Source organism: Alistipes muris (genome assembly GCF_943193205.1).
GTDB lineage: Bacteria > Bacteroidota > Bacteroidia > Bacteroidales > Rikenellaceae > Alistipes > Alistipes muris.
Map to the genome: position 1 here is coordinate 1 of NZ_CALPDD010000001.1, position 23,471 is coordinate 23,471.

Below are 23,471 nucleotides of genomic sequence, written 5' to 3' on the forward strand. Positions count from 1 at the left end.
CCCCCCCCCCCCCCCCCCCCCACGTCTCTTTTTAGCCGTGTATGTTCGTTATTCGGCCTGTTCCGGGCGCATGACTACCTTCACAAGGTTGCCATCGCTGAGTATCTTCTTCGCCAGGGCTTGTATGTCGGCGTTGGTCAGTTCGCGCAGCGCCTTTTCGTAGCCGGCCAGATAGTCTTCGCCCGAAGTGTACTTCGCGCGGATGTAGCGCATCCATTGGTGGTTCTGTTCAAGGCTGTTCTTCCAGCTCTTGAGCATGAATTCGCGGGTCTTCTCGACGTCTTCGGTCAGCGGGCCTTCGGCCGCTATCTTCTCGATTTCCGCCATCACGATTCCCAGCAGTTCGTCCGCCATCTCTTCGTTGGTGTCGAATGCGATGTTCAGTTTGTAGGTCTCGTTGGGCAGGTATTCGGTGCCGCCGTAGACTTGTACGCCGTAGGTGCCGCCCTTTTCCTCGCGGATCGAAACTAAGTAGCGGGCGTCGAGCGCCTGCGTCAGGAACGTCAGCGCCAGCCGGTTCTTGAACGTGTAGGGCATCTCGCCCGAGAAGAGGTAGTGTACCGATACCTTGGGCTGCTGCATCGGCGCGCGGAAGTCTTCGGTCACTTCGCCCTTGACCGGGGCGCTGTGGTCGTCGATGGCTTCGGCTTTCGTCTTCGTCACGGGCAGCGAGCCGATGTATTTCTCGGCCAGCGGTTTCAGCGTCGCAGGGTCTATGTTGCCCACAAACGTGAATGTGAAGTTGTTGGCGCCCGCGTAGAGTTTGTCATGAATCACGGGCAGCATCCCGAACTCGAAGCCGTCCATTACTTCCACGGTCGTCATCCGGCGGCGGGGGTTGTTGCCGTAGGCTGCGTCTAAGTAGCGTTTTTCCATGACGAAGTCGGGGTTCGATTCCGCATTTTCCAGCTGCGAGCGCAGCATCTTCATCAGCGTCGCGTAGTCCGTCTCGTCGTAGCGCGGTTGTACGAAGTTCAGATAGAGCAGTTGGAGCATCGTCTCGATGTCTTTCGGCGAGCACACTCCGTTGATTTGGGTCTGGTAGTTGTCTACGCCGAGTTCCACCGACGCCGAGATGCCTGCCAGTTGTTTGCGCAGGTCCGAGGCCGAGAATTTGCCCGTTCCCATCATCGAGACATAGACGGGCAGCCATTCGGCCATCGGCAGTTCTGCGTCGGTCAGCAGCGAAAGACCGCCTTCCGATACCGCGTTCATGCGTACTTCGTCGGCTTTGTAGGTCGTGGGTTTCACCACAATCTTCACTCCGTTCTTCAGCGTCCATTCCGTCGTGCCGTAGGCCGCGTCTTCAACCGTTTTCTTCACCGGCGAGCCTTTCAGCTTGGTGCCTGCGGGCAGCAGCGGTTCTTTCACGGCCGTGTCTTCGTAGGCTTCCAGTTCCGAGTCCGTCACCCGGTCGCGGATGGCCAGTATCTCGGCTTCGGTCGGGGTCTCAAGACCTTCTTTTTCCGGGGCCGTGATGACGATTACTTGGTTCGCCGGCGTTATGAGGTGCTGTGCTATCGCGTTCACCGCATTTACGTCGATGGATTTCAGCAGCATGCTGTCGATCTGCCATTCGGTCTCGGCCGCAGGCATCGGCGTGTTCTTGCTGAAGTTGTCCAGGTAGACGTCCACATATTCCGCGTTCGTGCGGTCGTTGCGGTTCGTGTACTTGCGTTCCGCGCTGCGCAGCAGGTTGTTCTGTGCGCGCTCGAATTCGCCTTGCGTGAAGCCGAAGCGGCGCACTTTCTCCATTTCGCCGTAGATGGCCTCGAAGCCTTCGGGCAGTTTGCCGTCCTGCGTCATCACCACGAACACTGTCACGTTCATCGTCGGGATTACGCCCAGGATGTCGCCTGCGCTCATGCCGCCGCCAAGGAACGGCGCGTCGGGTTTCATCGCGATTTCTTGCAGCCGCGCGTTGGTCATCGACGACATGTAGGCCTGCGCTACGTCGAGCATTTCGGCCTGCACCGTGTTGTTGAGTTCCTTGGGCAGGGCTTCGCGCTTGATGAACAGCTGGATGCGCGAGCCTTGCATTTCCGGGTCGGTCGTGATGCTCACGATGGGTGCTTCGTTGTCCGGTACCGTGATTTTCTCCTTGTGCGAAGCGTTCGCTTCCGGAGCCGGTATGTCGCTCATGAGTTTCTTCACCTTGGCTTCGACGGCGTCCACATCCACGTCGCCCACTACGATGACTGCCTGGTAGTCCGGGCGGTACCATTGGTGGTAGAAGTCGCGCAGCGCCTGGTGGTCGAAGCTCTTCAGATAGTCCAGATAGCCGATCAGATTGCGGTGTTCGTATTTCGAGCCTTTGCCCAGCGCCTTGATCATCGCCATCATCGAGCGCCATTGGGCACCGTCGCGCGTGCGGAGTTCTTCGCAGATTACGCCGCGTTCCGCGTCGATTTCGTCGCCTTCGAGTGCAATGAAGTGCGACCAGTCGTGCAGAATCAGCAGTGCCGAGTCGATCACTCCTTCGCGGGCCGTCGGCACGTCCTTGATTTGGTAGGTCGTGTGGTCCCAGCCCGTCGCGGCGTTCAGGTTGTAGCCGAATTTCACACCCACGGTCTCCAGGTATTCCGTCAGCATCTTGCCCGGCAGGTTCTTCGTGCCGTTGAACGCCATGTGTTCGAGGAAGTGGGCCAGACCTTGCTGGTCGTCGTTTTCCTGAATGGCGCCTACGTCATGCAGAATGTAGAAGTCTGCCTGTCCCTTCGGTTTTTCGTTGTGGCGGATGTAGTAGGTCATGCCGTTTTCCAGCTTGCCCGTGCGCACCGCTTCGTCGGCCGGAATCGGTGCCATCATGCCCGGTTGGGCCGCCATGCTTCCCGCGGTGAGCACCGCAAGCAGCAGGAACATCAGTTTTTTCTTCATACTCTTTTCTTTTTTTAGGAAGATTGTTTCGTTGCAGGTTCTTCCGGGCGGTATTCGATGATGTCGCCCGGTTGGCAGTCCAGTTCGCGGCAGATCGCTTCGAGGGTCGAGAAGCGGATCGCCTTGGCCTTGCCGTTCTTGAGAATCGAGAGGTTCGCCGGGGTGATTTCCACGCGTTCGGCCAGTTCGCCGAGCGAAATCTTGCGGCGCGCCATCATCACGTCGATGTTGATGATTATAGCCATTTCCCCCCCCCTTTCATAGCCATACGGATTGTCATGGTCGTTCAGATGGTTAGTTTCTGTTCTTCGCTCAGGTTCTGCCCGATGGCGAACACTTCCGCCGCGAAGATTATCAGGATGCCGATGATGATCGTCGAGTAGGAGAGATGGAACGCCGTGTCGACGGTGTACTGGCTTCCCGCCAGCAGTTCGGCCGCCCGGCGGTTCATCGTCCACACGACCAGTCCGTCCATCAGTTCCGTCGCTATGGCCAGTCCGCCGATGGCACGCAGGTACCATACGTTGCGTTTGTCCAGCGTGCGTTCTTCGCGGATCGAGCGGCGTACGGAGTTTATAATCAGGAACATCAGCGCGATTATCGTCAGATAGGCCAGCAGGGTCAGCATCACCGAGACATAAATCCAGCCGCTGCCGCCCAGCGAGCGGAAAGCCAGCCCTATTATCGACGTCCCGGGTGCTTCCTGTTCCACTACAAGCCCGATTTTGCGGATTTTCGTGTCGATTTTCACGTTCGGGTTTTCCGGCAGGGCAAGGACGTTTTCGGGGCTTTCGTCAATAGTAATGTTTTCAAGCATGTAGATAAGCCGCGGCGTTCCCGAGCCCCAGTTGCGGGCCAGGTTCATGCCTATTTCGTCACCGTCGGCGTAGCCCCGGTTGAATCCGGGCAGGAATTCCAGCGCAAGCCCCGCCGTCAGCGCAATGAAGAACGCTATGTAGATGGCCAGCAGGCGTTGCAGGAACGGTTTCTTGTTCTGCATGTTCCGTGTGTTTTGGTTCTGCGGTCCGCGTGCGGACCCTTCGACAGCAAAGATACGATTTATTTCTGAAAAACAAATAATATTTATCGTTTTTCGATAAAATAGGTTTCGCAGTCATAAAAAAAGACGGTCGGACGACCGTCTTCGTTAGTCCCGAGACCGGTTCCGTCATTCGGCGTTGTCTTTCAGCTGGCGCCAGTACGAGGCTTTCAGCGCCATCGAGATCGAGGCGATCAGTATCACCACGGCCAGCATCACAAGAATCGTGATGATTTTCACGCCTATCGCTCCGCAGACGGCCCCGCATATTCCGGTTGCAATCACCGCCGCTGTGCCGAATATCAGACTGATGAAGAACATCGTCCATTTGCTGCCGTAGGTCGCTGTGTTCGACGCGCGGAGCGCTTCGATGGGGTTTTTGCCTTTTTCCAGCAGATAGTAGTAGGCCAGCGACCACGACAGGGCCAGTACGATGCCCGGGATGAACAGGAACAGCATCGCCGCATAGATGCCCATGATTTGCAGTATCGAGGTCAGCAGAAATTCGCCCATGCAGCGGCGGTATTTGCTGTCGAAGATTCCCAGCGGGTTGATGACGTTGCCTTTGGCTAGTTCCGCAGGCAGCAGCGTAATGGCGATGGTGGTGCCTACGTTCAGATAGGGTATCCATATCGTCACCAGCCACAGCGCCACGGCCGCCATAATCGACGGGGCGTTCTTCACTCCGATGGTCAGCGCATCGTTGAGTGTCTCCGCAAAGTTGAGTTTCTTGGGTTCCAGAAGTTCCATAAGCATTTGTTTAAGGGAGGGTTTTCTGCCGCTAAGTTACGAAAAAAACACTACCTTTGTATATCCTTATTCCCGCAAAGTCATGCAGGCACAGAAGTCTCTCTATTCTTATCGTATCGAGCCGCAGGAGGTCGATTTCACCTTGCGGGCGACTATTCCCGCGTTAGGTTCCGCCGTGCTCAATACCGCGGGCACCGATGCCCACGGCAAGGGTTTCGGCGTCGATGCCCTGAATGCCGACAACCATTCGTGGGTCCTTTCGCGTATCGCGTTCGAGTTCGACAGCCGCCCCGCGCAGTACGCCGATTACACCGTCGCCACGTGGATCAGCGATTACGGGCGTGTGCTTTCCACGCGTAATTTCGTTCTCTCCGACGCCGAGGGGCACGAGTTCGGGCGCGCCGTTTCGCAGTGGGCCATGATCGACTTGGCTTCCCGCGCCGCGGTCGACCTTTCGTGGGTAGGCGACGCCCATGCCGATGCCATCGTCGACGTCCCGCCCCCGGCCGCCATGCCGCGTAAAATCCGGGCCGTCGAGCCGTCGGTCGTGTGCGAGCACAAGGTCGTTTACAGCGACATCGACTTCAACCGCCATGTCAATACCATGCGTTACATCGAGATGATGCTCGACATGCTGCCCGTCGAAAGGCTCACTTCCGAAGCTCCCGTGCGGCTCGACGTCCATTTCCTCAGGGAGTGCCGTCTCGGGCAGACTTTGACCGTCGGGGCCGAGTTCCGCGACGAGGGGGCCTTGTTCGAGATCGGCAGCGGCGAAGGGGCCGTGGCCGTGCGGGCCGCCGTCGAGTGGAAATAGTCGTCGCTCAGTCAGATACATGGAACGGGTTTTGCAGCGTCGCTGCAAAACCTTTTTCATACTTATGGAAACCACCGAAGTCAAGACCAAGTACAAGGTCAGCATCGACCTGTTGAACGACGCCGTGGGCAAGGAGATCGCCACGTCGCTCCAGTACATGTATTTCCACACCCGGTTCGAGGATGCCCGTTACCGGTATCTGTCGCGTATCATGCGCGAGATTTCGATTGCCGAGATGCGGCATATCGAGGAGTTTTCCGACCGTATTCTCTTTCTCGAAGGCGACGTCGACATGAACGCTGCGTTCCGCACCCGGCAGATTACCGACGTCAAGGAGATGCTTCAGTTCGCCGTGCAGTTGGAGGAGAGTACCATCGACAGTTACAACCAGGCTTCGCGTATCGCCGCCGAGCACAACGATGCCGTCACTCACAAGATGTTCCAGGACATCATCGTCGAGGAGGAGCAGCACCTCGATACGTTCCGCACCGAGTTGCAGAACCTCACCGATTACGGCGAGGAGTACCTGGCGCTCCAGTCCGCCGCCGGCAGCAAGCACACCGCCCGCGCCCTGCACCACCATTCCCACGACGAGTAGCGCCGGCTGCCCGTTTCGTCGCGGAGCTTCCTTCGGGAGGTTCCGTTTTTGTTTTCAGTGCGGCCGCATCCAAATTTATTTGGCATTGCCCTCGCCTTGCGTTATCTTTGTCATAGAGTAAGCAAGCATTCGCTATGAAAATCACGATTCTTGGCCCTGCCCATCCTTACCGGGGCGGGTTGGCTTCCATCATGGAGACCATGGCCCGGACGTTCCGGCGGCGGGGCGACGAGGTGTCGGTCCGCACCTTCACCCTGCAATATCCCTCCCTGCTTTTTCCCGGTAAAAGCCAGACGGTCGACACTCCGCCGCCCGGCGATTTGTCCATCGTCCGGTGCGTCAGTACGGTCAGTCCTTTCAGTTGGTGGCGGGTCGGGCGGCAGCTGCGGCGCGAGCGGCCCGATTTCGTCCTGTTGAAGTATTGGACGCCTTTCATGGCGCCGTGTTTCGGTACCATCGCCCGAATCGCACGCGGCAACGGCCATACGAAAGTCTTGTGTCAGATCGACAACGTCGAGCCCCACGAGCATCATGCGGTCGACAAGCCGTTCAACCGCTTCTTCCTCCGGTCCGTCGACGGGTTCGTTTACATGTCCGAGCAGGTCCGCCGCGAGCTCGCGGCCTATACCGACGCTCCGGCGCTCTTTTCGCCCCATCCGTTGTTCGAGCATTTCGGCGGCCGCGTCGACCGCCGCGAGGCTTGTGTGAGGTTGGGGCTCGACCCGGCCGTGGGTTATGCCCTCTTTTTTGGGCTCATCCGCGATTACAAGGGGTTGGATTTGTTGTTGGATGCGTGGGCCCGGCTTCGGCGCGAGGGGCGCATCGGCGGCAGGAAGCTGATTGTCGCCGGAGAGTTCTATACTTCGCCCGAGCCTTATTTGAAGCAGATTGCCGCGCTCGGATTGCAGGACGAGGTCATCCTCCACGACCGTTTCATTCCCGACGCCGAGGTGAAATACTATTTTTCGGCGGCCGATTGCGTCGTCCAGCCTTACAAGACTGCTACGCAGAGCGGCGTCACGCAGATTGCTTACCAGTTCTGTACGCCCATGATTGTCACGAACGTCGGCGGGCTCGCCGAAATCGTGCCCGACGGTCGGGTGGGCTGCGTCTGCCCGCCCTCGGCCGAGGGGGTGGCCGACGCTATCGAGCGTATCTACGCACCCGGGGTCTTGGAGCGGTTCCGCGAGAATTGCATCGAGGAGCGGCGCCGTTTTTCGTGGGAGGAGATGTGCAGCCGCATTGCCGAGCTTTATAATATGGTGCGGTAGCCGCTAAGCAAGCCGTTACGAAAAAGCCGGGAACCTTTCTGCAAAGTTCCCGGCTCGTTTTTGTCCGCCCCGTTTATTTCTTGATGTTGGGCAGTTCCAGACCGTAGCCTTTCTTCCGGTCTTCGAGTTTCAGATAGAAGCTGAATATGAACGCCAGTACCCCGAACGACGAGAAAATCATCATCGGCGTCGTGTAGCCGCCCGTCGCGTCGAGTACCTTGCCGATGAGCAGCGGCACCAGACACAGGCCGATGTTCTGTATCCAGAATATCAGGCAGTAGGCCGAGCCCAGTATCTTTTCGTCGATGATTTTCGGTACGCTCGGCCACAGCGCCGCCGGTACCAGCGAGAACGATACGCCGAGCGTCACCACCAGCGTCAGCGCCAGCCATTGCGACGGGAAGAGCGGCAGCAGGAACGCAAAGCACAGGTGGCAGCCCGTCATGATGATGGCGCCTATCATCAGCATCGTCGCCCCCTTGCCGCGGAAGTCCAGCAGCGCCCCCAGGAACGGCGTCAGAATCATCGCCAGTATCGGGAAGCAGCTGAACAGCCGCGCGGCCGATTCGGCGTCCACGCCCAGCGTCACCTCCAGGTAGTTCGGGGCATAGCGCTGGAACGGGAATATCGCCGAGTAGTAGAGTACGCACAGCAGGGCCACCAGCCAGAACATCTTGCTCGAAAATATCTGTCCGAGGTCCGAAATGTGGAATTCTTCGTCCGACGATTTTTCTTCTTTCAGTTCCCCGGCCGCTATCAGCTGTTTGTCCAGTTGCTTGTCCATCACGACGAATACTGCGTAGCACAGCATGCCGATGACAAGCAGCGCCGTGCAGAAGCCTACCGGGGCCACGATGGATTGGTCGAATTTGTTCGAGATCATCGGGGCCAGCCACATCACCGCAAAGACGCCCAGCCGCGCGATGGCCATTTCAAGGCCCATCGCCAGCGCCATTTCCTTGCCCTGGAACCATTTGGCTATGGCTTTCGAGACGGTCGTGCCCGCCATTTCGCATCCGCAGCCGAAAATCATGAAGCCCAGCGAGGCCATCTTCGCGCTGCCCGGGAACGAGGTCCACCAGCTGTCGAGCCAGCCGCAGAGCTGCGTCGTCTGGAACCAGTCCGTGATGCCCACGAACTTGACCGTCGCGCCCAGCACCATCAGTCCCGCCGACAGCAGGCCCGTGAAGCGGATGCCCATCTTGTCGAGGATGATGCCCGCAAATATCAGGAAAAATACGAATACGTTCAGGAAGTACTCCGACGCCGCATAGGTGCCGAACGTCGAACTGTCCCAGCCGCGGGCCGTTTCGACCAGCGATTTGAGCGGCGACATCACGTCCACGAACATGTAGCCGAAGAACATCATCGACGCGATCAGTATCAGCGCCGTCCAGCGTGCTGCCGCCGAATCGTTGAGTTTGCGTTGGATTGTTGCTGTCATTTGTTATCTTTTTGGATGTTAGTTCTTTGCATGGGGTGCATGGCGTTTGAGTATTTCGTAGGCTTCTTCGATGCCCAATTCGCCCGCTTTCGAGAGGTCCAGACACCCTTTGCGCGTGTCTTTCATGTAGAGCTGGACGATTCCGCGGTTGTAGTAGGCTTCCGCGAACCACGGGTTCAATCCGATGGCTTTGGTGTAGTCCTCGAACGCTTCCGGCAGGTTGCCCGACAGGGCCCGCAGGTTCGCCCGGTTGTAGTAGGCGTGGGCGAATTCGGGGTAGAGTTTGACCGCCTTGTTCAGGTCGGCTATCGCCTCGTCGTAGCTGTAAGTGCGTTTCGGGTTGCTGTTCAGCCGGTTCGCCGGGTCCGCGTCTATCGTGATGCGTTGGTACGAGTTGTCTATCGACGATATGAAGTCGATCATTTCGGCCCGTGTCGTCGAGCGGTTCAGATAGAGGAACGGGTTGGTCGGGTTCATCTCGATGGCCGACGAGTAGGTGTTCACCGAGTTGGTGTATTGTTTGATCTGCGATTGGGTCACGCCGCGTTCAAAGTAGTCTTTCCACGTCGGGTCGGCCGTCTTCAGCCGTTCCGTGCAGCGTTTGTCGAGCAGCAGCAGCGTGTCGGGGTGCAGGTCGCTCACACGGCACGAGAGCACCAGATAGGGGTTGCCGATGCTGCGGCGGAAGTCTTCGACCCGTTGCTGGTGGTGGCGTGCGGGTTTGGGCAGCGTGTCGGGGCGCATCAGCGTGAATTTGAACAGCGGCAGCAGGCGCATTTCGTCGCGGACGCCCGTGCGGCCCGCCATCTTGTCGAAGTCGGCGCCGGCCGGCCGGGTGTCGAACGACAGCAGGCGGTCGAAGCGCTGCGTCGTGTCGGCGTATATCGAGTAGGTGCTGTCGTTCAGGCGCGTGCGGTATTCCGCTATCTTGCGTTGCGCCGTGTTGCGGTCGGCGCGGGCTCCCTTGGGGTCGCGCAGCAGTTCGCGCAGGCGGCCGCGGTAGATGTAGGCGTTCGCGAAGTCCGGGTAGAGCCGGATGGCCGAGGTGTAGTCTTCGACCGCTTTTTCGATTTCGCCCAATTGGGTGTGGACCCCCGCACGGTTGTAGTAGACCAGTACGTTGTTCGGCGAGTAGGCCGCTACCCGGTCGTAGTCTTCCAGCGCTCGGTTGTAGTCGCCCACCTGCGCGCGCAGCATCGCCCGGTTGAAGTAGGCCAGCGAGTTGAGCGTGTCGAGTTCGATTACTTTGTCGAAGTCGGCCAGCGCCTGCGTCGGACGGTTCGTCGACGAGTAGACCAGCGCACGGTTGAAGTAGGAGAGCAGGTAGGCCGAGTCGCAGGCAATGGCTTTGTCGAAGTCGGCTTCCGCTTCCCGGTAGCGGCGTTGGTGCATGTAGAGGTCGCCGCGTTGGTTGTAGCCGTTGGGGTTTTCGCGGTTGGTGCGGATCGCCGTGTCGAAATTTTCGTAGGCACGCAGCGTGTCTTTCAGATGCAGGTAGCTCAGTCCCCGGCAGATGAAGGCGTCGGCCACCTTGTTTTCCTGGCGGATGAATTTGTCGAAGTCTTCGATGGCTTCGGTGAATTGTTGGTTCAGCAGGCGCGTCACGCCCCGGCTGTAATAGGGTCCCGGCAGGTCGGGCCGCAGGTCGATGGCTTCGCGGAAATCTTGCAGCGCGTCGTCGTAGTTGCCCAGTCGCGAGCGCGTCACCGCACGATAGGTGTAGGCTTGGGTGTAGACCGGGTTTTTGGCAATGGCCGTCGTAAAGTCCGCTTCGGCGCCTATCAGGTCGTCCAGGTTGTACTTCGCTATTCCGCGCAGGAAGTAGCCTTCGTAGGCGTCTTCATCGAACCGCAGCAGGGTGTTGAGCGTGCGGATGGCTTCGCGGTAGTTGTTGTCCATCATGCAGCGCTGGCCCATCCAGAAAAAATACTCCCGATTGTACTGCGCCCGGGCCCGCAGGCCGCTCAGCAGCGCCGTGCCCAGCATGATGAATGTGATGATTTTCCGCATCTTGTTCGTACAACGTGTTTTTCCGGCGTTTTATTTCCCTGCCGGTCATCGGCCAATTTTTAATTATGAATTATTCCTGTTCGTACCCGAAGCGGCGCAGTTGGCGCGGGTTGTTGCGCCAGTCGTCGTTCACCTTGACGAACAGTTGCAGGAATACTTTCTTCTCTAAGAATTGTTCCAGGTCTTCGCGCGCCGCCTGCCCTACGCGCTTGAGTTTTTCGCCCTTGTGGCCGATAAGTATCCCTTTCTGCGATTCGCGCGACACATAAATCGTCGCCGCTATGCGGTCGATGGCCGGTTCTTCCTTGTAGCTGTCGATTTCGATTTCGCAGCAGTAGGGGATTTCCTTGTCGTAGTTGCGCAGGATTTTTTCGCGGATTATTTCCGACGCGAAGAAGCGCAGGGTCTTGTCCGTCAGCGTATCTTTCGGATAAAACGCCAGGCCTTCGGGCAGCCGGTCCAATATCGTCTTGAAAAGTCCTTCGATGTTGAATCGTTCCTTGGCCGACGCCGGGACTATCTGCGCTTCGGGCAGTGCCGCGTGCCATTTTTCGACCAGCGCTTCCAGCGCTTCGGGCGTCGTGAGGTCTATCTTGTTCACCACTACGATGGTCGGTATCCCGCTCCGCGCTATTTTGCCTACGATTTCTTCCGAGCGGTCGCCTTGTTCCACCGTGTCCGTCACATACAGAATCACGTCGGCGTCGGTCAGGGCTCCCGTCACGAATTTCATCATCGACTCCTGTAGTTTGTAGCTCGGTTTCAGAATTCCCGGCGTGTCCGAGTAGACGATTTGGAAGTCGTCGCCCGAGACGATGCCCATGATGCGGTGGCGCGTCGTCTGCGCTTTCGAGGTGATGATCGAGAGTTTTTCGCCCACCAGCGCGTTCATCAGTGTCGATTTCCCTACGTTCGGATTCCCGATGATGTTTACGAAGCCCGATTTGTGCATTTCCTTATCTCGCGTTTTTATCTTCCAAAGGTAGTTATTTTCTGCGGATTTTTCCTATCTTTGTACCAAATTAACCTCAAACCAATTTGCCTATGTAGTATAACGGGGATTGTTTTTTTGAATTCTATTTGAATTTTCCGTACCGTCTACGCACTAAAAGCGCCGGTACCTACATATAAAAAGCGTTAATTTTGCATCTTGTCTCTGAAATCTCGACAGTTTCACATGGCACAAGAAGTGAAGTTGATGCTCACGTGTTCAGCGTGGGCTTCACTTTCGTATTTGTGCCAAAGGTTGTCGAGAACCTCAGAGACAGATATAAAGTTTTGTCCCACGTTTTTTATATGTTTATCTCAAACTTAAAAAATCGCTGTGGGACACGGCAAAAAGAGAAAAAGATGAAAAAAGTAATTTTTAGTGTATTCGTACTTGCTGGAATTTTTTGTGCTATAGATGCTAATGCTCAGTACAAACCGACGGCAGAGGATATAGGCAAAGACTGTACAACTCAAAATGGGAAATTGGGGACATGGAAAGAGGTCAATGTTAAGGATTCGAGAGAGAATAATTATAGTAATTCTAACTCAAATTCTTTTTCGGGTTCTGCGTCCGCATCTATCGGAAGTGCGTCTATAGGAGGAAATGCCTCTCATTCTCGTTCCAATTCACAAGGAAATTCGCGCGGAGAGGAAATATCTTATAAGGATATTCGATGTGTGGAGGATAAAAATGCAACGCTTCCTCAACAAACACCCGTAAGATGGTAATTTATGAAAGCTTTATTCTTAACAATCATTTTGGCCGTATCTGCTTTGCTGACTTCTTGTGGCTCGATTAGTCCGGAAAATTTTTCATATGTGAGACAAGCTGCTCAAACATACCAGCAATCGCAAAGTGGTGGTACCTATGTTGGTATTGCTTCAACTCAATCGGAAGCAGAAGCAATGGCAAAAAGAGCGGGATATCCGAGATATCAATGGTATCCTTCTACTGGACAATGTTTTGGTTACAACTAATTCAATTATAGAAACTTTTTTTAGATTCTATAAAGTAGTAAATAAGCGGCTTTTCCTGCAACAGGAAAAGCCGCTCGTCTTGTCGGTCCGGTCGTTTACCTCCGCATCATCCCGCCCGGGAATTTGGGCATCCGCAGGTTGCCGCCCGCCACGGTCTTCATCATCTTGCGCGTCTGCTCGAATTGTTTCATCAGCCGGTTCACATCGGCCATCGTCGTGCCGCTGCCCTTGGCTATGCGTTCGCGGCGGCGGGCATTGATGATTTCGGGCTGTGCTCGTTCGGCCGGGGTCATCGAGCCGATGATCGCCTCGGTCTGTTTGAATACGTCGTCCGGTATGTCTATGTCCTTGAGTGCCTTGCCCATGCCCGGCAGCATCGAGGCTATGTCTTTCAGATTGCCCATCTTCTTCACCTGTTGGATTTGGGCGATGAAGTCGTTGAAGTCGAATTGGTTCTTGACGATTTTCTTCTTCAGTCTCCGGGCTTCTTCTTCGTCGAATTGTTCCTGCGCGCGTTCTACCAGCGACACCACGTCGCCCATGCCCAGGATGCGGTCGGCCATGCGTTCCGGGTGGAATACTTGCAGGGCGTCCATCTTCTCGCCGCTCGATATGAATTTCAGCGGTTTGTCCACCACCGAGCGGATCGAAATCGCCGCACCGCCGCGCGTGTCGCCGTCCAGCTTGGTCAGTACCACGCCGTCGAAATCCAGCCGGTCGTTGAATTCCTTGGCCGTGTTCACAGCGTCCTGGCCCGTCATCGCATCTACTACGAACAGCGTCTCCGAGGGGTTCACCGCCGCCTTGATGGCCGTTATCTCTTCCATCATCGCCTCGTCCACCGCCAAGCGGCCCGCCGTGTCGACGATTACCGCGTTGTGGCCTTTCTGCCGAGCGTGTTTGATGGCGTTCTGCGCTATTTCGACCGGGTTTTTGTTGCCTTCTTCCGTGTAGACTTCCACACCGATTTGCTGGCCCAGCACTTTCAGTTGGTCGATGGCCGCAGGGCGGTAGACGTCGCCTGCAACCAGCAGTACCTGACGCCCTTTTTTGTTCTTCAGCAACGCCGCCAGCTTGCCCGAGAAAGTCGTTTTACCCGAGCCTTGCAGCCCCGCAATCAGTATCACCGCAGGCGTGCCTTCCAGCTTCACGTCCGTCGCCGTGCCGCCCATCAGCAGGGCCAGTTCGTCGCGGACTATCTTGGTCATCATCTGCCCCGGCTTCACCACCGTCAGTACGTTCTGACCCAGCGCTTTTTGCTTCACCGTGTCGGTGAAGGTCTTCGCTACCTTGTAGTTCACGTCGGCGTCGATGAGCGCACGGCGGATTTCCTTGAGCGTCTCCGCTACGTTGATTTCCGTGATGCGGCCTTCGCCTTTGAGTATCTTGAACGACCGTTCGAGTTTGTCTGTCAGGTTTTCAAACATGGTTTTCCCAATTTGGCTTCAAAGGTAAGCAGAAAATCGTACGCCTGCAAATCCGCTCCGGACTTTACAGCAGGCCCGCTTCGTAGTAGGCTACGATCTGTTCGATGATGCGGTCTTCGCCCTCCTTGTCGTAGGCCGACTTGAGGTCCTGCCCGAAGATTTTCGAGATGCCCTGCCAGAATCCCGCCACGAATCCGCCGCGGAATTCGCGCAGTACGTCGTAGGCCGTGCGGTTGGTTTCGCGGTCGATAAGTTTCAGCAGTACGCGCCCTTGCGTGCGGGTCATGTGTTTCAGTACGGGCGTGTATTCGTCCTTGATTTCGTCGTAGACTTGTTTGATGTAGGCTTTCTGTTCCTTTTTCGTCGGCAGGCGCAGCAGTTCGGCTTCCATTTCGGCCATCTTGGCCCGGGCGGTTTTCGCTATCGGGTAGACTTTCTTCACCGCGTCGACCAGCCGGCGGTAGCGGCGCAGGTCGGCCGGGCGTTGGAAAACGGGGACGGGCACCACATGAATCAGCGGCGTCGAGTCGCCCTGTTCCACGGTCCATTCCTGGTAAAGATAGCCGCGGCCCCCTTGCGCCCGGAGTTCCGGCTGCGCGGCGCACAGCACGCACAAAAGCAGCAGCAGCTTTTTCATGGTCCGTAAATTTAGTTATCTTTGTCGGGCTGTCCGCGCCGTGCATCTTCGGCGGCGCGGGCCGGTCCATGCAAAAATAATCAATTCGTTCCCAATACGGAAATCATCATGTTGGAAAAAGGACTTACGGCCGTCAGCCGCACGACGGTGACGCCGCAGAATACCGCCGCCGCCCTGGGTTCGGGCGACATGCCTGTTTTCGCCACGCCCGCCATGGTTGCGCTGATGGAGAACGCCGCCATGTTGGCAGTCGCCGGGGCGTTGCCCGAGGGGGCCACCACCGTCGGCGCCGAAATGAACGTTACCCATATCAAGCCCTCCGGTCTCGGTACCGAGGTCATCGCTTCGGCCGTCGTCACGGAGGTCGACGAGCGGAAAATCACCTTCACCGTCGGGGCCCGCGATGCCGAGGGGCTTATCGGCGAGGGTACCCACGTGCGTTTCGTCGTCGACCGCGCGCGTTTCCTCGCCAAGGTCCGGTAGGTTACAGGCCTGCCAGGTGCTGGAGCCAGATTGCCAGCATGCCCGCCAAGTAGCCCGCCAGTACCAGCGGCGATATTTTGCGCAGGTACCATCCGAATTCGATTTTTTCAAGTCCCATCGCCACCACGCCTGCCGCCGAGCCGATGATAAGCAGGCTGCCGCCCACTCCGGCGCAGTACGAAAGCAGGTGCCAGAATAGGCCGTCGGTTACGAACCCTTGCATGAATGCCGGGTCGGCGCTCGCCGCTGCCGTCGCGGCGTCCGCCACCGGGTACATGCCCATGCAGGCCGCTACCAGCGGTACGTTGTCGACGACCGACGACAGGATGCCGATCAGTCCTGCAATGGCGTAGGGTTCATGCAGGTGCTTGTCGAACCATTGGGCCATCCCCGTCAGGATGCCTGCGCTCTGAAGCACTCCCACCGCCATCAGAATTCCCAGGAAAAACAGAATCGTCGGCATGTCGATGTGCTTGACTACTTTCGACACGCGGTTCTGGATGGATTCCTCCATGTCGCGTTTGCGGTCGTAGAGGATTTCGGTCAGCGCCCAGTTTGCGCCCAGGGCGATAATCATCCCCATGTAGGGCGGCAGTCCCGTCAGTTCCTTGAAGACGGGTACGAACAGCAGTCCCGCTACTCCCGTCACCAGTATCGTGTGGCTCATGCGGCTGTCCACTCCTTGCGGCAGGGGCGCCGCTGCGGGTTCCGTCGTCGCCGCCGTTTCGCCCCGGCTTACGTAGCGCATCGCTATCGCCGTCGGCACCGCCACCGAGACCAGCGACGGCAGCAGCAGTCCGTACATCAGCGGTCCGGCCGTGACGTTGCCCCGCATCCACAGCATGATCGTCGTCACGTCGCCGATGGGCGACCACGCGCCGCCGCTGTTGGCCGCCGCCACAATCAGTGCGGCGAATATCCACCTTTCGCGGCGGTCGTCGATAATCCGGCGCAGAAGCATGATCATGATGATGGCCGTGGTCATGTTGTCCAGCACGGCCGACATGAAGAACGTGATGACCACCAGCAGCCACAGCAGCCGTCGTTTGCTGCGGGTCCGGATGCGCGACGTGATGACGTTGAATCCGCCGTGGGTGTCTATCAGGTCCACGATGGTCATCGCGCCGATAAGATAGACCAGTATTTCGCACGTGCTGCCCAGCTGGGCGGTCAGCTGCGCGCCGATTTGCGGGTCGTGGCCCGCCAGGCTGAATATGGCCCACAGTGCGCCGCACATCAGCAGCGCCACGGCCGATTTGTTGATTCCGATTTTGTGTTCCAGCGCGATGAGCAGGTAGCCCGCGCAGAAAATCGCGATGAGGGTTGCAAGCATGGTTCAGGATTTCGGGGGTGCGTGATTATCGGATGCGTTTCTTGGATATTGCGTTTTTTTGATTACCTTTGCAACTGCTTTCGAGCAGCGATTGAGCTGTGGTGTAATGGTAACACAGCAGATTTTGGTTCTGTCGTTCCAGGTTCGAGTCCTGGCAGCTCAACTCCTTTCAGCAGAAGCGGGGACCCGGCGTCGGGTCTCCGCTTCGTTTTCGGGCCGGAACTGTCAATAGTTCTTTTTGCCCTGCAGGCGGTCGGCGGTCTTGTCGACAGCCTGGCCGATTTTGTCGGCGGTCTTTTCCGCGCCCTGCTTGATGTTGTCGCCTACCTTGCGGGCCGTGTTGCCCATGCGGTCGGCAGCGTTTTCCACGCCGTTTTTCATCTTGTCGGCGGTCTGTTCGGTCTTGTTCTTGCAGTCGGTGGCCTGGTTGAGTTTGTCGCCGAACTGTTTTTCGGTTTGCCGGTTTTCCCAGCTGTTCTTCGTGTCGTTCATTGTCTTGATTTTTTACCGTTCAACATGTTTTCTTCGTCGGGTGATCATCGAGACGATCCACAGCAGAACGACAGCTCCGGCAATCGAGGTCAGGAAGCTGCCCAGCGTGCCTACGGGTACCCACCCGAACCACGAGAAGATCCAGCCTCCCAGCACACCGCCGATCAGACCTACGATCAGATTGATGACGAGGCCCGAGCCGTCGCCCTTGACGATCAGGTTGGCGATCCATCCGGCCGCCAGACCGATTAAGAGATACCACAGAAAATACATAGTTTTCGTTTTTTTGACTTAACGTCTGCTTCGTTGCAAATTCCGTTCCCCAATTCGCCGGACGGGTAAAAATACAGGGGCAATACGTACCCCGCCCCGATGGAGAATGAATCCATCGGGGCGGGTGAACGTGTTGATACCTTGCGGAACAGACAGGGCCGCCCAGCGGGCGGCCCTATTATCAGAGGTGTTTATTCTTCGTGGCCTGCTTCTTCCAATGCTTTGGCCAGTTGGTCGGGACACGAGGTGCCTCGGCCGCGGCAGTCGATGCCTTTGAGGCGGGCGACGGCTTCTTCGGCGCGCATTCCGCGCACCAGCGCCGCAATGCCCTGTGTGTTGCCGTGACAGCCGCCCGTGAAAGCTACGTGGCGGATTACGCCGTCTTCAAGTTCGATGTCCACTTGTTTCGAGCAGGTGCCTGCGCAGGCATAACTTATTTTCTTGTTCATGTCGTGCCGTGCGGATGGCTTATTTCTGTTGGTTGCTGTTGTCGGCCACCACCATGTTCTTGTCGATGCGCAGGGTCACATCGCTGTCCACTTCGATAAGCAGCGAGGTCTCTTTCACTTCCTTGACCGTGCCATAGATTCCGCCTGCCGTGATTACCTTGTCGCCTTTTTTCAGTCCGTCGCGGAACGCCTGCATCTGTTTGCGGCGTTTGGCTTCGGGGCGCCACATGAAGAGCCACAGCACCAGCACCATCAGGCCGATCATGATCAGGAAGCTGTATTGCTGGAAAAATCCGGGTTGGGGTTCGGCGGGCATCGCCTGGAGGAAATTCATCATAACTCTTTTTTGTTTTGTTGTTTCTGGTTTTGCTTGGGCAAATATAACAATATTTTCGGGATTTCCCGAAATCCGCACCCCCTCATCGGCGATTCCGGGTACAGATTCACCCGTTCGGAACAGTCGGCATCCCTTTGCCGGCTACGGGTGCAAGCGGCTCGTTTCTCAAGTGTGGCCTGCCGCTAAAAATATATTCGGTTTGTAATCGTTTGTTTGTCAGTTGTTTGCTTGGTTTCGGCTTCTGCGTTCGCGGTTCCCCGGCGGAATTTTTTTGGTAACTTGCTTGAAATGCGTTACATTTGTTGACAAATTGCACTTTCCGCCGCTCTCCGGGGCGGGTCCGTGCGGAAGGTCTGAAGCGGGTGTTTCGGGCCGGATTCCGCCGCGGAGCCGTCCGGTTGGCGGAATAGTTGCAGGTTACCGAAGTCGAACCGTATACCGTGCTGCGGCCTATGAGCCAGATTTTTCTGACATACAAGGGATTTTTGCCTTTGATTCCGTTCGTCGTGGCGTTTCTGTCGGTGTGCTGGATTCACCCGCGGCTGGTCAAGCTGGCTTACCTCAAGGGAATTGTCGACAATCCCGATTTCCGCAAGTTGCAGCGCAGTCCCGTTCCCGTGCTGGGCGGTTGCGCCGTCTTCTTCGGCATTTCGCTGGGGTTGGGCATCGTCAGCCCGTTTTTCGATTCTTCGCAGCTGCCGATCATCATGGCGGCTATGACCCTGATGCTTTATATCGGGACCATGGACGATATTCTGAATCTGTCGCCGGGGTTCCGTTTCTTCGTCGAGGTGCTTTGTTTGGTGCTGCTCGTCGTCGCAGGCGGTTTCAGCATCAGCCATTTCCATGGGCTTTGGGGTATCGGCGCCATCCCGTGCTGGTGGTGCAGCGCGCTGCTCACGGTCTTCGCCGCCGTCGGCATCATCAACGCCATCAACCTCATCGACGGGGTTAACGGCCTTTCGTCGGGTTATTGCATCATGGCGTGTCTGATTTTCGGCACCTTTTTCTTCTTCGCAGGCGATCTGGTCATGGTCCTGCTCGCCATCGTCTGCGTCGGGGCTTTGATTCCGTTCTTCTTCCACAACGTTTTCGGCAAGAGTTCGCGGATGTTCATCGGCGACGGCGGTACGCTCGTCATGGGGTTGGTCATGTCGATTTTCGTCATCCATACTCTGGACGCCCGGTCGTTGGGTGCGGTTTTCGCCGCCAGGGGATTCGGGCTCATCCCGTTCACGCTCGCCGTGTTGTCGGTGCCCGTGTTCGATACCCTGCGCGTCATGTCGGCGCGCGTGCGGCGGCATGTTTCGCCGTTCCATCCCGACAAGACGCACCTCCATCATTTGTTCATCGACCTCGGGTTTTCGCATATCGGCACCACGTTCTGCATCCTTTCGCTCAACGCCGCGGTCGTCGTGTGCCTTTGGGCCTTGTATGCCGTGGGGGCTTCGGTCGAGGTGCAGCTCTATGCCGTCGTCGCGCTGAGTTTCCTGGTCACTTTCGGGCTCTATTATTTCGTGCGATGGAACGAGCGGCGCAGGAATCGTTTCTACCGCTTCCTGTTGCGGTTGGGCCGGGTCTCGCAGTTCGAGCGGCGGGGCGTCTTCCTTTGGTTCCAGCATCTTCTCGACCGGATATGACAGTTTCAGGCAGGTTGCTTCGGCGCCTGCTTTTTTGTTGGCCGTCAGCGCATCCGGCAGGGCGGTTCCAGGCCGCAGGCGTCCAGCAGGTCCGTGTCGCGGAACAGGGTTTCGGCCGCTCCGTCGGCTGCGATTTCTCCGTCGCGCAGGACAATCATCCGGGGGCAGAGTTCCCTTGCCATTTCCATGTCGTGGGTGGCTGCCAGCATCGTGTGGCTAAAACGTTTTAGCAGTTCGAGCGTCTGCCGCCGGGCCCGCGGGTCGAGGTCCGAGGTGGGTTCGTCCAGCACCAGCACCGAGGGTTCCATGGCCAGCACCGTGGCGATTGCCGCGCTGCGTTTCTGCCCGCCCGAGAGGCGGCAGGGCGATTCCTTGCGCAGGTGCAGGGCCCCCACGGATTCGAGCGCCGCCGTGACGCGGGCTTCGATTTCTTCCGGCGTCAGTCCCATGTTCGCCGGGCCGAACGCCACGTCTTCTTCCACGGTCGGCATGAACAGCTGGTGGTCGGGGTTTTGAAAGACCAGTCCCACCGTCTGCCGCACTATCGGCAGCGTGCGGGGCGTCAGGCCGATTCCGCCGACCGACACTTCGCCCTCGGTGGGCAGCAGCAGTCCCGCCGCAAGCAGCAGCAGGGTCGATTTCCCTGTGCCGTTTGCGCCCACGAGGGCGACTTTTTCGCCGTGCGTAATGCGCAGCGAAACGTCGCGTAGCGCTTCGCGGCCGCCCGGATAGCGGTAGCCGACGCGGTCGAATTGCAGGTAGTGGTGGCTCATCGGAAAAGACGTGTCAGGGTTTCTACCGGATAGCTCCAGCGCGCGGCGATCAGTGCAAGGCTCCAGCCCGTCAGAAAGGCGGTGTCGGCGCGTCGCCAGCGCGGCTTCCCGGCCGTGCAGTCGGGTATGCGTCCCGTGAAGCCGCGGGCCAGCATCGCCCGGTGTATCTGTTCGGCCCGGTCGAAGGTGCGCAGCAGCAGTTGCCCCACCAGCGTGCCCCACACCCGCAGGGCGGGGTGTTTGCGGCCGAAGCTGCGGGCGTCGCAGGCCCGCGACATGGCCAGCGCTTCTTCGAGCAGGACCCGCAGGTAGCGGTAGACGAACAGCAGCTGTACCGTCAGAAAGCGGGGGATTCCTGATTGCTGCAAGGCCCGGCAGAGGGCGTAGAATCCCGTGGTGCCTATCAGCACCAGCAGCGCCGCCATCGAGAGGATGCCCCGCAGCAGAATCGCGGCGAATTCGATGCCGCCCTCCGTTACGGTCAGCGTTCCTATCCGCAGAGCCGGGGTGCGGTCGTAGAGCAGGTTGAAGATGCCTATCAGCGCCACGAACGGCAGTACCGCCAGCGAGCGGCGCAGGAGCGGCCCGAGCCGCATGCCGCCCAGCGTCGCCGTCGCCATCGGAAAGAGCGCATAGAGCAGGATTTCCGACAGCTGCGGGAGCGGCACCGACAGCATCGTCACCAAATAGACCGTCGTCGCAAGCAGTTTCGCCCGGGCGTCGAGCCGGTGCATCGGGCTCTCCGCCCGGGCGTTCCGTTCCAGCGCGTCGAGTGCGCAGAGGGCATTTTGCAGGCTGTTTTTCATGCCCCTTTGCGTCGCGTGCGCAGCAGCTGCGTGCCGCCCCATGCAGCCAGCAGCAGCACGCCGCAGCCCACCAGCCCGGCCGTCGTGGTGCCGTAGTCGGGCAGGGCGGCGGTGGTCTCCTGAATGGCGGCGGCCGTGCGGTGCAGGCCGTCGGGCGCCGGGGCCATTTCGGCGGTTCCGGCCGTTCGGCTTAGCGACCATTCCAGCCCGTCGGGCTGCGACGAAGCGAGCCACGAGAACGAACCGCCCACGAGCAGCGCTGCCACGGCGATGGCCGCCAGCGTTCGGACGAAACGGCGCTTGGCCGGCTGCTCCTGCGGTTCGGTTCCGGCCAGCAGTTCCGGGCGGTAGCGTCTCACCGCGCAGAGCAGGGCTCCCGTAGCGAGCCCCTCGCCGATACCGATGGCTAAGTGGATGGGAAGCATGAAAAGCAGGAATTTCCCGATGGGCAGCGCCGTGATGGCCGAGGCCTCGGTCTCCAGCGTCACGGCCAGCGCGCCCAGTTCGAGCCCCGCCACCGATGCCAGTACCGACGCTGCGAAAATCCGGCCCGGCGTTGCGTCCGGCCGCATCAGGGGCCTGAATACAAGCGGATAGGCCACCAGACACGAGAGCACCGCCATGTTGAATATGTTGCAGCCCAAGGCCAGAAATCCGCCGTCGGCGAAGAGCAGGCATTGCAGAATCAGCACCGACGAGAGGGCGAGCAGCGCCGCCCACGGTCCCAATATCGCCGAGAGCAGGATGCCGCCCACGATATGGCCGCTCGACCCGGTGCCCGGAACGGCGAAGTTAATCATCTGCGCCGCAAAGACGAAGGCTCCCATGACCCCCATCAGCGGCACGATGCGTTCGCTGTGCAGCACGTCGGTGTGCAGTCCGCTCCGCGCCGGGCGCAGTTTGCGGACCGCCGTGCCCAGCAGCACCAGCGAAGCGGCTCCCGCGACGGCAGCCACCGTCGGCGAGACCAAAGCGTCGGACATGTGCATGGTGTCCTATTTTTTGGGTGTGCGGCGCGGCTCGAAAAGCGGCCGGGGTGCCAGGTGGGTCTTGCGGGCCGGGTCCCAGTCGGTGTGGTCGGGGCGTTCGGTCTCGTCGAAGCGGATCAGCGGCAGCAGGAACAGCCATGTCGTCAGGCAGAAAGGCGCGGTCAGCGTCGGGATGCCCAGCGGCGCGAGCATGACGTTCATGCCCGCCTGCACGAATACCGTCACGACGATTCCCAGCAGGGCCCACACGGCCGAACGGCGGTTGGGCTTGTAGAAGACCGTGCCCAAAGCTATGGCCGTCAGCACGGGGCTGAATCCGTAGAGCCCGCCCGCGATTCCGCTGCCCGAAGCCTCGAACAGGATGGCTACCAGCAGCGCCACGGCCGAACCGACGGCTGCCCACAGCGCAGCGCGAGCGCTGCTCAGCAGCAGTCCGACCAGAAAGAGCAGCCCCGTCACCCACGAATCGACCAGGAACACCTGTCCGACGCCTTTGAGCCAGTAGACGATCAGGTGGCCCAGCCGCAGGTTTTCGCCCGACGCGAAAAGCGTCGGCAGCGTCGGGTCGCTCAGGTGGGTGGGCGGCATCCCGTGCATGGCGCGCGCCGCCAGCAGAAAGAGCCACGTGCAGAATACGAACGGGAAAGTCAGCGAGTTGACTTTCCACGGGGCCATCACGTTGTTGAATCCCGTGCGTACCCAGGTCGTCATCGCCGCACAGAGTATCAGCGCCAGCCACATCCAGAAGGTGTTGCCCAGGAACGTGGGGAAGGCGCAGCCTACGAGCACTCCGTTGAAGCCCCACAGCCCTTGCGTGCCGTCGTCTTCCGGGAGCCGCAGCAGCCTGCCCGTCAGCGTGGAGACCGCCACCGCGACGAGTGCGCCCCACGCTACGATGCCCGTGCGGTTGGCGCACGAGCCCCAGATGATGCCTGCCAGAAACAGCAGGCCGGTCCATGCGCTGGGCTGGAACATGACCTGCCCCATGCCGCGCAGCATTTTCTTGAGAAGGCCGACTCCGGCGTGGGCCGTCGGCGCAGAGAGAGTTGTTGCCATAGTTT

25 protein-coding genes and 1 tRNA gene are annotated in these 23,471 nt (G+C 58.7%); 8 read left to right on the forward strand and 18 right to left on the reverse strand.

The window, feature by feature from the left end; genetic code table 11:
* Nucleotides 1-48 precede the first annotated feature (48 nt).
* The 4 genes from NFR47_RS00005 to NFR47_RS00020 form a co-directional block, all read right to left on the reverse strand.
* Entirely contained in the window at nt 49-2,877 is a 2,829-nt protein-coding gene (locus NFR47_RS00005) for a M16 family metallopeptidase (protein WP_251213528.1), read from the reverse strand.
* Nucleotides 2,878-2,891: 14 nt separating this feature from the next.
* Complete coding sequence (locus NFR47_RS00010) at nt 2,892-3,122, reverse strand: helix-turn-helix domain-containing protein (RefSeq protein ID WP_251213529.1); 231 nt, start codon at nt 3,120-3,122, stop codon at nt 2,892-2,894.
* Nucleotides 3,123-3,163: 41 nt separating this feature from the next.
* On the reverse strand, nt 3,164-3,877 hold the full coding sequence (locus NFR47_RS00015) for a DUF2975 domain-containing protein (protein WP_251213530.1): 714 nt from the start codon (nt 3,875-3,877) through the stop codon (nt 3,164-3,166).
* Nucleotides 3,878-4,045: 168 nt separating this feature from the next.
* Complete coding sequence (locus tag NFR47_RS00020) at nt 4,046-4,666, reverse strand: hypothetical protein (protein WP_251213531.1); 621 nt, start codon at nt 4,664-4,666, stop codon at nt 4,046-4,048.
* Between the two features lie 82 nt (nt 4,667-4,748).
* On the opposite strand from NFR47_RS00020, the gene NFR47_RS00025 reads away from it, so the two are divergent.
* From NFR47_RS00025 to NFR47_RS00035, 3 genes are all read left to right on the forward strand, one after another.
* Nucleotides 4,749-5,480 (forward strand): acyl-[acyl-carrier-protein] thioesterase, encoded by a 732-nt coding sequence (locus tag NFR47_RS00025; RefSeq protein ID WP_251213532.1) that lies wholly within the window; start codon nt 4,749-4,751, stop codon nt 5,478-5,480.
* Nucleotides 5,481-5,544: 64 nt separating this feature from the next.
* Nucleotides 5,545-6,078, forward strand: coding sequence for a ferritin-like domain-containing protein (locus tag NFR47_RS00030; protein WP_251213533.1), 534 nt, complete (start codon nt 5,545-5,547; stop codon nt 6,076-6,078).
* 134 nt (nt 6,079-6,212) lie between these two features.
* Entirely contained in the window at nt 6,213-7,349 is a 1,137-nt protein-coding gene (locus NFR47_RS00035; protein ID WP_251213534.1) for a glycosyltransferase, read from the forward strand.
* Nucleotides 7,350-7,422: 73 nt separating this feature from the next.
* Here NFR47_RS00035 and NFR47_RS00040 read toward each other — a convergent pair whose 3' ends face one another.
* From NFR47_RS00040 to era, 3 genes are all read right to left on the reverse strand, one after another.
* Nucleotides 7,423-8,793, reverse strand: coding sequence for an MFS transporter (locus tag NFR47_RS00040; RefSeq protein ID WP_251213535.1), 1,371 nt, complete (start codon nt 8,791-8,793; stop codon nt 7,423-7,425).
* 18 nt (nt 8,794-8,811) lie between these two features.
* Complete coding sequence (locus tag NFR47_RS00045; RefSeq protein WP_251213536.1) at nt 8,812-10,803, reverse strand: tetratricopeptide repeat protein; 1,992 nt, start codon at nt 10,801-10,803, stop codon at nt 8,812-8,814.
* Nucleotides 10,804-10,873: 70 nt separating this feature from the next.
* Entirely contained in the window at nt 10,874-11,755 is an 882-nt protein-coding gene (gene era / locus NFR47_RS00050; protein ID WP_251213537.1) for a GTPase Era, read from the reverse strand.
* A 398-nt stretch (nt 11,756-12,153) separates the two neighbouring features.
* Here era and NFR47_RS00055 point away from each other — a divergent pair, with 398 nt between their 5' ends.
* Both NFR47_RS00055 and NFR47_RS00060 read left to right on the forward strand, forming a co-directional pair.
* On the forward strand, nt 12,154-12,522 hold the full coding sequence (locus NFR47_RS00055; RefSeq protein ID WP_251213538.1) for a hypothetical protein: 369 nt from the start codon (nt 12,154-12,156) through the stop codon (nt 12,520-12,522).
* 3 nt (nt 12,523-12,525) lie between these two features.
* A complete protein-coding gene (locus tag NFR47_RS00060; RefSeq protein WP_251213539.1) occupies nt 12,526-12,771 on the forward strand; it encodes a hypothetical protein in 246 nt (81 codons plus the stop codon).
* A gap of 95 nt (nt 12,772-12,866) precedes the next feature.
* Here NFR47_RS00060 and ffh read toward each other — a convergent pair whose 3' ends face one another.
* A complete protein-coding gene (ffh, locus tag NFR47_RS00065) occupies nt 12,867-14,198 on the reverse strand; it encodes a signal recognition particle protein (RefSeq protein ID WP_251213540.1) in 1,332 nt (443 codons plus the stop codon).
* Nucleotides 14,199-14,262: 64 nt separating this feature from the next.
* Complete coding sequence (locus NFR47_RS00070) at nt 14,263-14,835, reverse strand: DUF4294 domain-containing protein (RefSeq protein WP_251213541.1); 573 nt, start codon at nt 14,833-14,835, stop codon at nt 14,263-14,265.
* 108 nt (nt 14,836-14,943) lie between these two features.
* On the opposite strand from NFR47_RS00070, the gene NFR47_RS00075 reads away from it, so the two are divergent.
* Entirely contained in the window at nt 14,944-15,318 is a 375-nt protein-coding gene (locus NFR47_RS00075; RefSeq protein ID WP_251213542.1) for a thioesterase family protein, read from the forward strand.
* Nucleotide 15,319: 1 nt separating this feature from the next.
* Here the strand turns inward: NFR47_RS00075 and nhaD are convergent, their stop codons facing one another.
* A complete protein-coding gene (gene nhaD, locus NFR47_RS00080; protein ID WP_251213543.1) occupies nt 15,320-16,651 on the reverse strand; it encodes a sodium:proton antiporter NhaD in 1,332 nt (443 codons plus the stop codon).
* Nucleotides 16,652-16,743: 92 nt separating this feature from the next.
* Between nhaD and NFR47_RS00085 the strand changes: the two genes are divergently transcribed.
* A tRNA-Gln gene (locus tag NFR47_RS00085) sits at nt 16,744-16,814 on the forward strand.
* 62 nt (nt 16,815-16,876) lie between these two features.
* On the opposite strand, the gene NFR47_RS00090 is transcribed toward NFR47_RS00085, so the two are convergent.
* From NFR47_RS00090 to yajC, 4 genes are all read right to left on the reverse strand, one after another.
* Nucleotides 16,877-17,143 (reverse strand): hypothetical protein, encoded by a 267-nt coding sequence (locus NFR47_RS00090; RefSeq protein WP_251213544.1) that lies wholly within the window; start codon nt 17,141-17,143, stop codon nt 16,877-16,879.
* A 12-nt stretch (nt 17,144-17,155) separates the two neighbouring features.
* On the reverse strand, nt 17,156-17,416 hold the full coding sequence (locus tag NFR47_RS00095; protein WP_251213545.1) for a GlsB/YeaQ/YmgE family stress response membrane protein: 261 nt from the start codon (nt 17,414-17,416) through the stop codon (nt 17,156-17,158).
* Nucleotides 17,417-17,607: 191 nt separating this feature from the next.
* Nucleotides 17,608-17,865, reverse strand: a complete 258-nt coding sequence (locus NFR47_RS00100; RefSeq protein WP_251213546.1) for a TIGR03905 family TSCPD domain-containing protein — start codon at nt 17,863-17,865, stop codon at nt 17,608-17,610.
* Nucleotides 17,866-17,884: 19 nt separating this feature from the next.
* Nucleotides 17,885-18,202: a preprotein translocase subunit YajC gene (gene yajC, locus NFR47_RS00105; protein WP_251213547.1), complete on the reverse strand. Its 318-nt coding sequence runs from the start codon at nt 18,200-18,202 to the stop codon at nt 17,885-17,887.
* A 452-nt stretch (nt 18,203-18,654) separates the two neighbouring features.
* On the opposite strand from yajC, the gene NFR47_RS00110 reads away from it, so the two are divergent.
* Complete coding sequence (locus NFR47_RS00110; protein WP_251213548.1) at nt 18,655-19,842, forward strand: glycosyltransferase family 4 protein; 1,188 nt, start codon at nt 18,655-18,657, stop codon at nt 19,840-19,842.
* A 44-nt stretch (nt 19,843-19,886) separates the two neighbouring features.
* On the opposite strand, the gene NFR47_RS00115 is transcribed toward NFR47_RS00110, so the two are convergent.
* Genes NFR47_RS00115 through yut form a run of 4 tightly spaced genes read right to left on the reverse strand, consistent with a single transcriptional unit; the run spans nt 19,887 to nt 23,466 of the window.
* Nucleotides 19,887-20,615 (reverse strand): energy-coupling factor ABC transporter ATP-binding protein, encoded by a 729-nt coding sequence (locus NFR47_RS00115; protein WP_251213549.1) that lies wholly within the window; start codon nt 20,613-20,615, stop codon nt 19,887-19,889.
* Entirely contained in the window at nt 20,612-21,421 is an 810-nt protein-coding gene (gene cbiQ / locus NFR47_RS00120) for a cobalt ECF transporter T component CbiQ (RefSeq protein WP_251213550.1), read from the reverse strand. Before cbiQ ends, NFR47_RS00115 begins: the two co-directional genes overlap by 4 nt.
* Nucleotides 21,418-22,410, reverse strand: a complete 993-nt coding sequence (locus tag NFR47_RS00125) for an energy-coupling factor ABC transporter permease (RefSeq protein WP_251213551.1) — start codon at nt 22,408-22,410, stop codon at nt 21,418-21,420. The genes cbiQ and NFR47_RS00125 overlap by 4 nt, the downstream gene beginning before the upstream one ends.
* A gap of 6 nt (nt 22,411-22,416) precedes the next feature.
* Nucleotides 22,417-23,466, reverse strand: coding sequence for an urea transporter (gene yut / locus NFR47_RS00130; protein ID WP_251213552.1), 1,050 nt, complete (start codon nt 23,464-23,466; stop codon nt 22,417-22,419).
* Between the last annotated feature and the right edge of the window lie 5 nt (nt 23,467-23,471).

Coding starts and splice junctions, on each gene's coding strand:
- NFR47_RS00005 (WP_251213528.1), bottom strand. CDS start 2,877: ATGAAGAAAAAACTGATGTTCCTGCTGCTTGCGGTGCTCACCGCGGGA.
- NFR47_RS00010 (WP_251213529.1), bottom strand. CDS start 3,122: ATGGCTATAATCATCAACATCGACGTGATGATGGCGCGCCGCAAGATT.
- NFR47_RS00015 (WP_251213530.1), bottom strand. CDS start 3,877: ATGCAGAACAAGAAACCGTTCCTGCAACGCCTGCTGGCCATCTACATA.
- NFR47_RS00020 (WP_251213531.1), bottom strand. CDS start 4,666: ATGGAACTTCTGGAACCCAAGAAACTCAACTTTGCGGAGACACTCAAC.
- NFR47_RS00025 (WP_251213532.1), top strand. CDS start 4,749: ATGCAGGCACAGAAGTCTCTCTATTCTTATCGTATCGAGCCGCAGGAG.
- NFR47_RS00030 (WP_251213533.1), top strand. CDS start 5,545: ATGGAAACCACCGAAGTCAAGACCAAGTACAAGGTCAGCATCGACCTG.
- NFR47_RS00035 (WP_251213534.1), top strand. CDS start 6,213: ATGAAAATCACGATTCTTGGCCCTGCCCATCCTTACCGGGGCGGGTTG.
- NFR47_RS00040 (WP_251213535.1), bottom strand. CDS start 8,793: ATGACAGCAACAATCCAACGCAAACTCAACGATTCGGCGGCAGCACGC.
- NFR47_RS00045 (WP_251213536.1), bottom strand. CDS start 10,803: ATGCGGAAAATCATCACATTCATCATGCTGGGCACGGCGCTGCTGAGC.
- era (WP_251213537.1), bottom strand. CDS start 11,755: ATGCACAAATCGGGCTTCGTAAACATCATCGGGAATCCGAACGTAGGG.
- NFR47_RS00055 (WP_251213538.1), top strand. CDS start 12,154: ATGAAAAAAGTAATTTTTAGTGTATTCGTACTTGCTGGAATTTTTTGT.
- NFR47_RS00060 (WP_251213539.1), top strand. CDS start 12,526: ATGAAAGCTTTATTCTTAACAATCATTTTGGCCGTATCTGCTTTGCTG.
- ffh (WP_251213540.1), bottom strand. CDS start 14,198: ATGTTTGAAAACCTGACAGACAAACTCGAACGGTCGTTCAAGATACTC.
- NFR47_RS00070 (WP_251213541.1), bottom strand. CDS start 14,835: ATGAAAAAGCTGCTGCTGCTTTTGTGCGTGCTGTGCGCCGCGCAGCCG.
- NFR47_RS00075 (WP_251213542.1), top strand. CDS start 14,944: ATGTTGGAAAAAGGACTTACGGCCGTCAGCCGCACGACGGTGACGCCG.
- nhaD (WP_251213543.1), bottom strand. CDS start 16,651: ATGCTTGCAACCCTCATCGCGATTTTCTGCGCGGGCTACCTGCTCATC.
- NFR47_RS00090 (WP_251213544.1), bottom strand. CDS start 17,143: ATGAACGACACGAAGAACAGCTGGGAAAACCGGCAAACCGAAAAACAG.
- NFR47_RS00095 (WP_251213545.1), bottom strand. CDS start 17,416: ATGTATTTTCTGTGGTATCTCTTAATCGGTCTGGCGGCCGGATGGATC.
- NFR47_RS00100 (WP_251213546.1), bottom strand. CDS start 17,865: ATGAACAAGAAAATAAGTTATGCCTGCGCAGGCACCTGCTCGAAACAA.
- yajC (WP_251213547.1), bottom strand. CDS start 18,202: ATGATGAATTTCCTCCAGGCGATGCCCGCCGAACCCCAACCCGGATTT.
- NFR47_RS00110 (WP_251213548.1), top strand. CDS start 18,655: ATGAGCCAGATTTTTCTGACATACAAGGGATTTTTGCCTTTGATTCCG.
- NFR47_RS00115 (WP_251213549.1), bottom strand. CDS start 20,615: ATGAGCCACCACTACCTGCAATTCGACCGCGTCGGCTACCGCTATCCG.
- cbiQ (WP_251213550.1), bottom strand. CDS start 21,421: ATGAAAAACAGCCTGCAAAATGCCCTCTGCGCACTCGACGCGCTGGAA.
- NFR47_RS00125 (WP_251213551.1), bottom strand. CDS start 22,410: ATGCACATGTCCGACGCTTTGGTCTCGCCGACGGTGGCTGCCGTCGCG.
- yut (WP_251213552.1), bottom strand. CDS start 23,466: ATGGCAACAACTCTCTCTGCGCCGACGGCCCACGCCGGAGTCGGCCTT.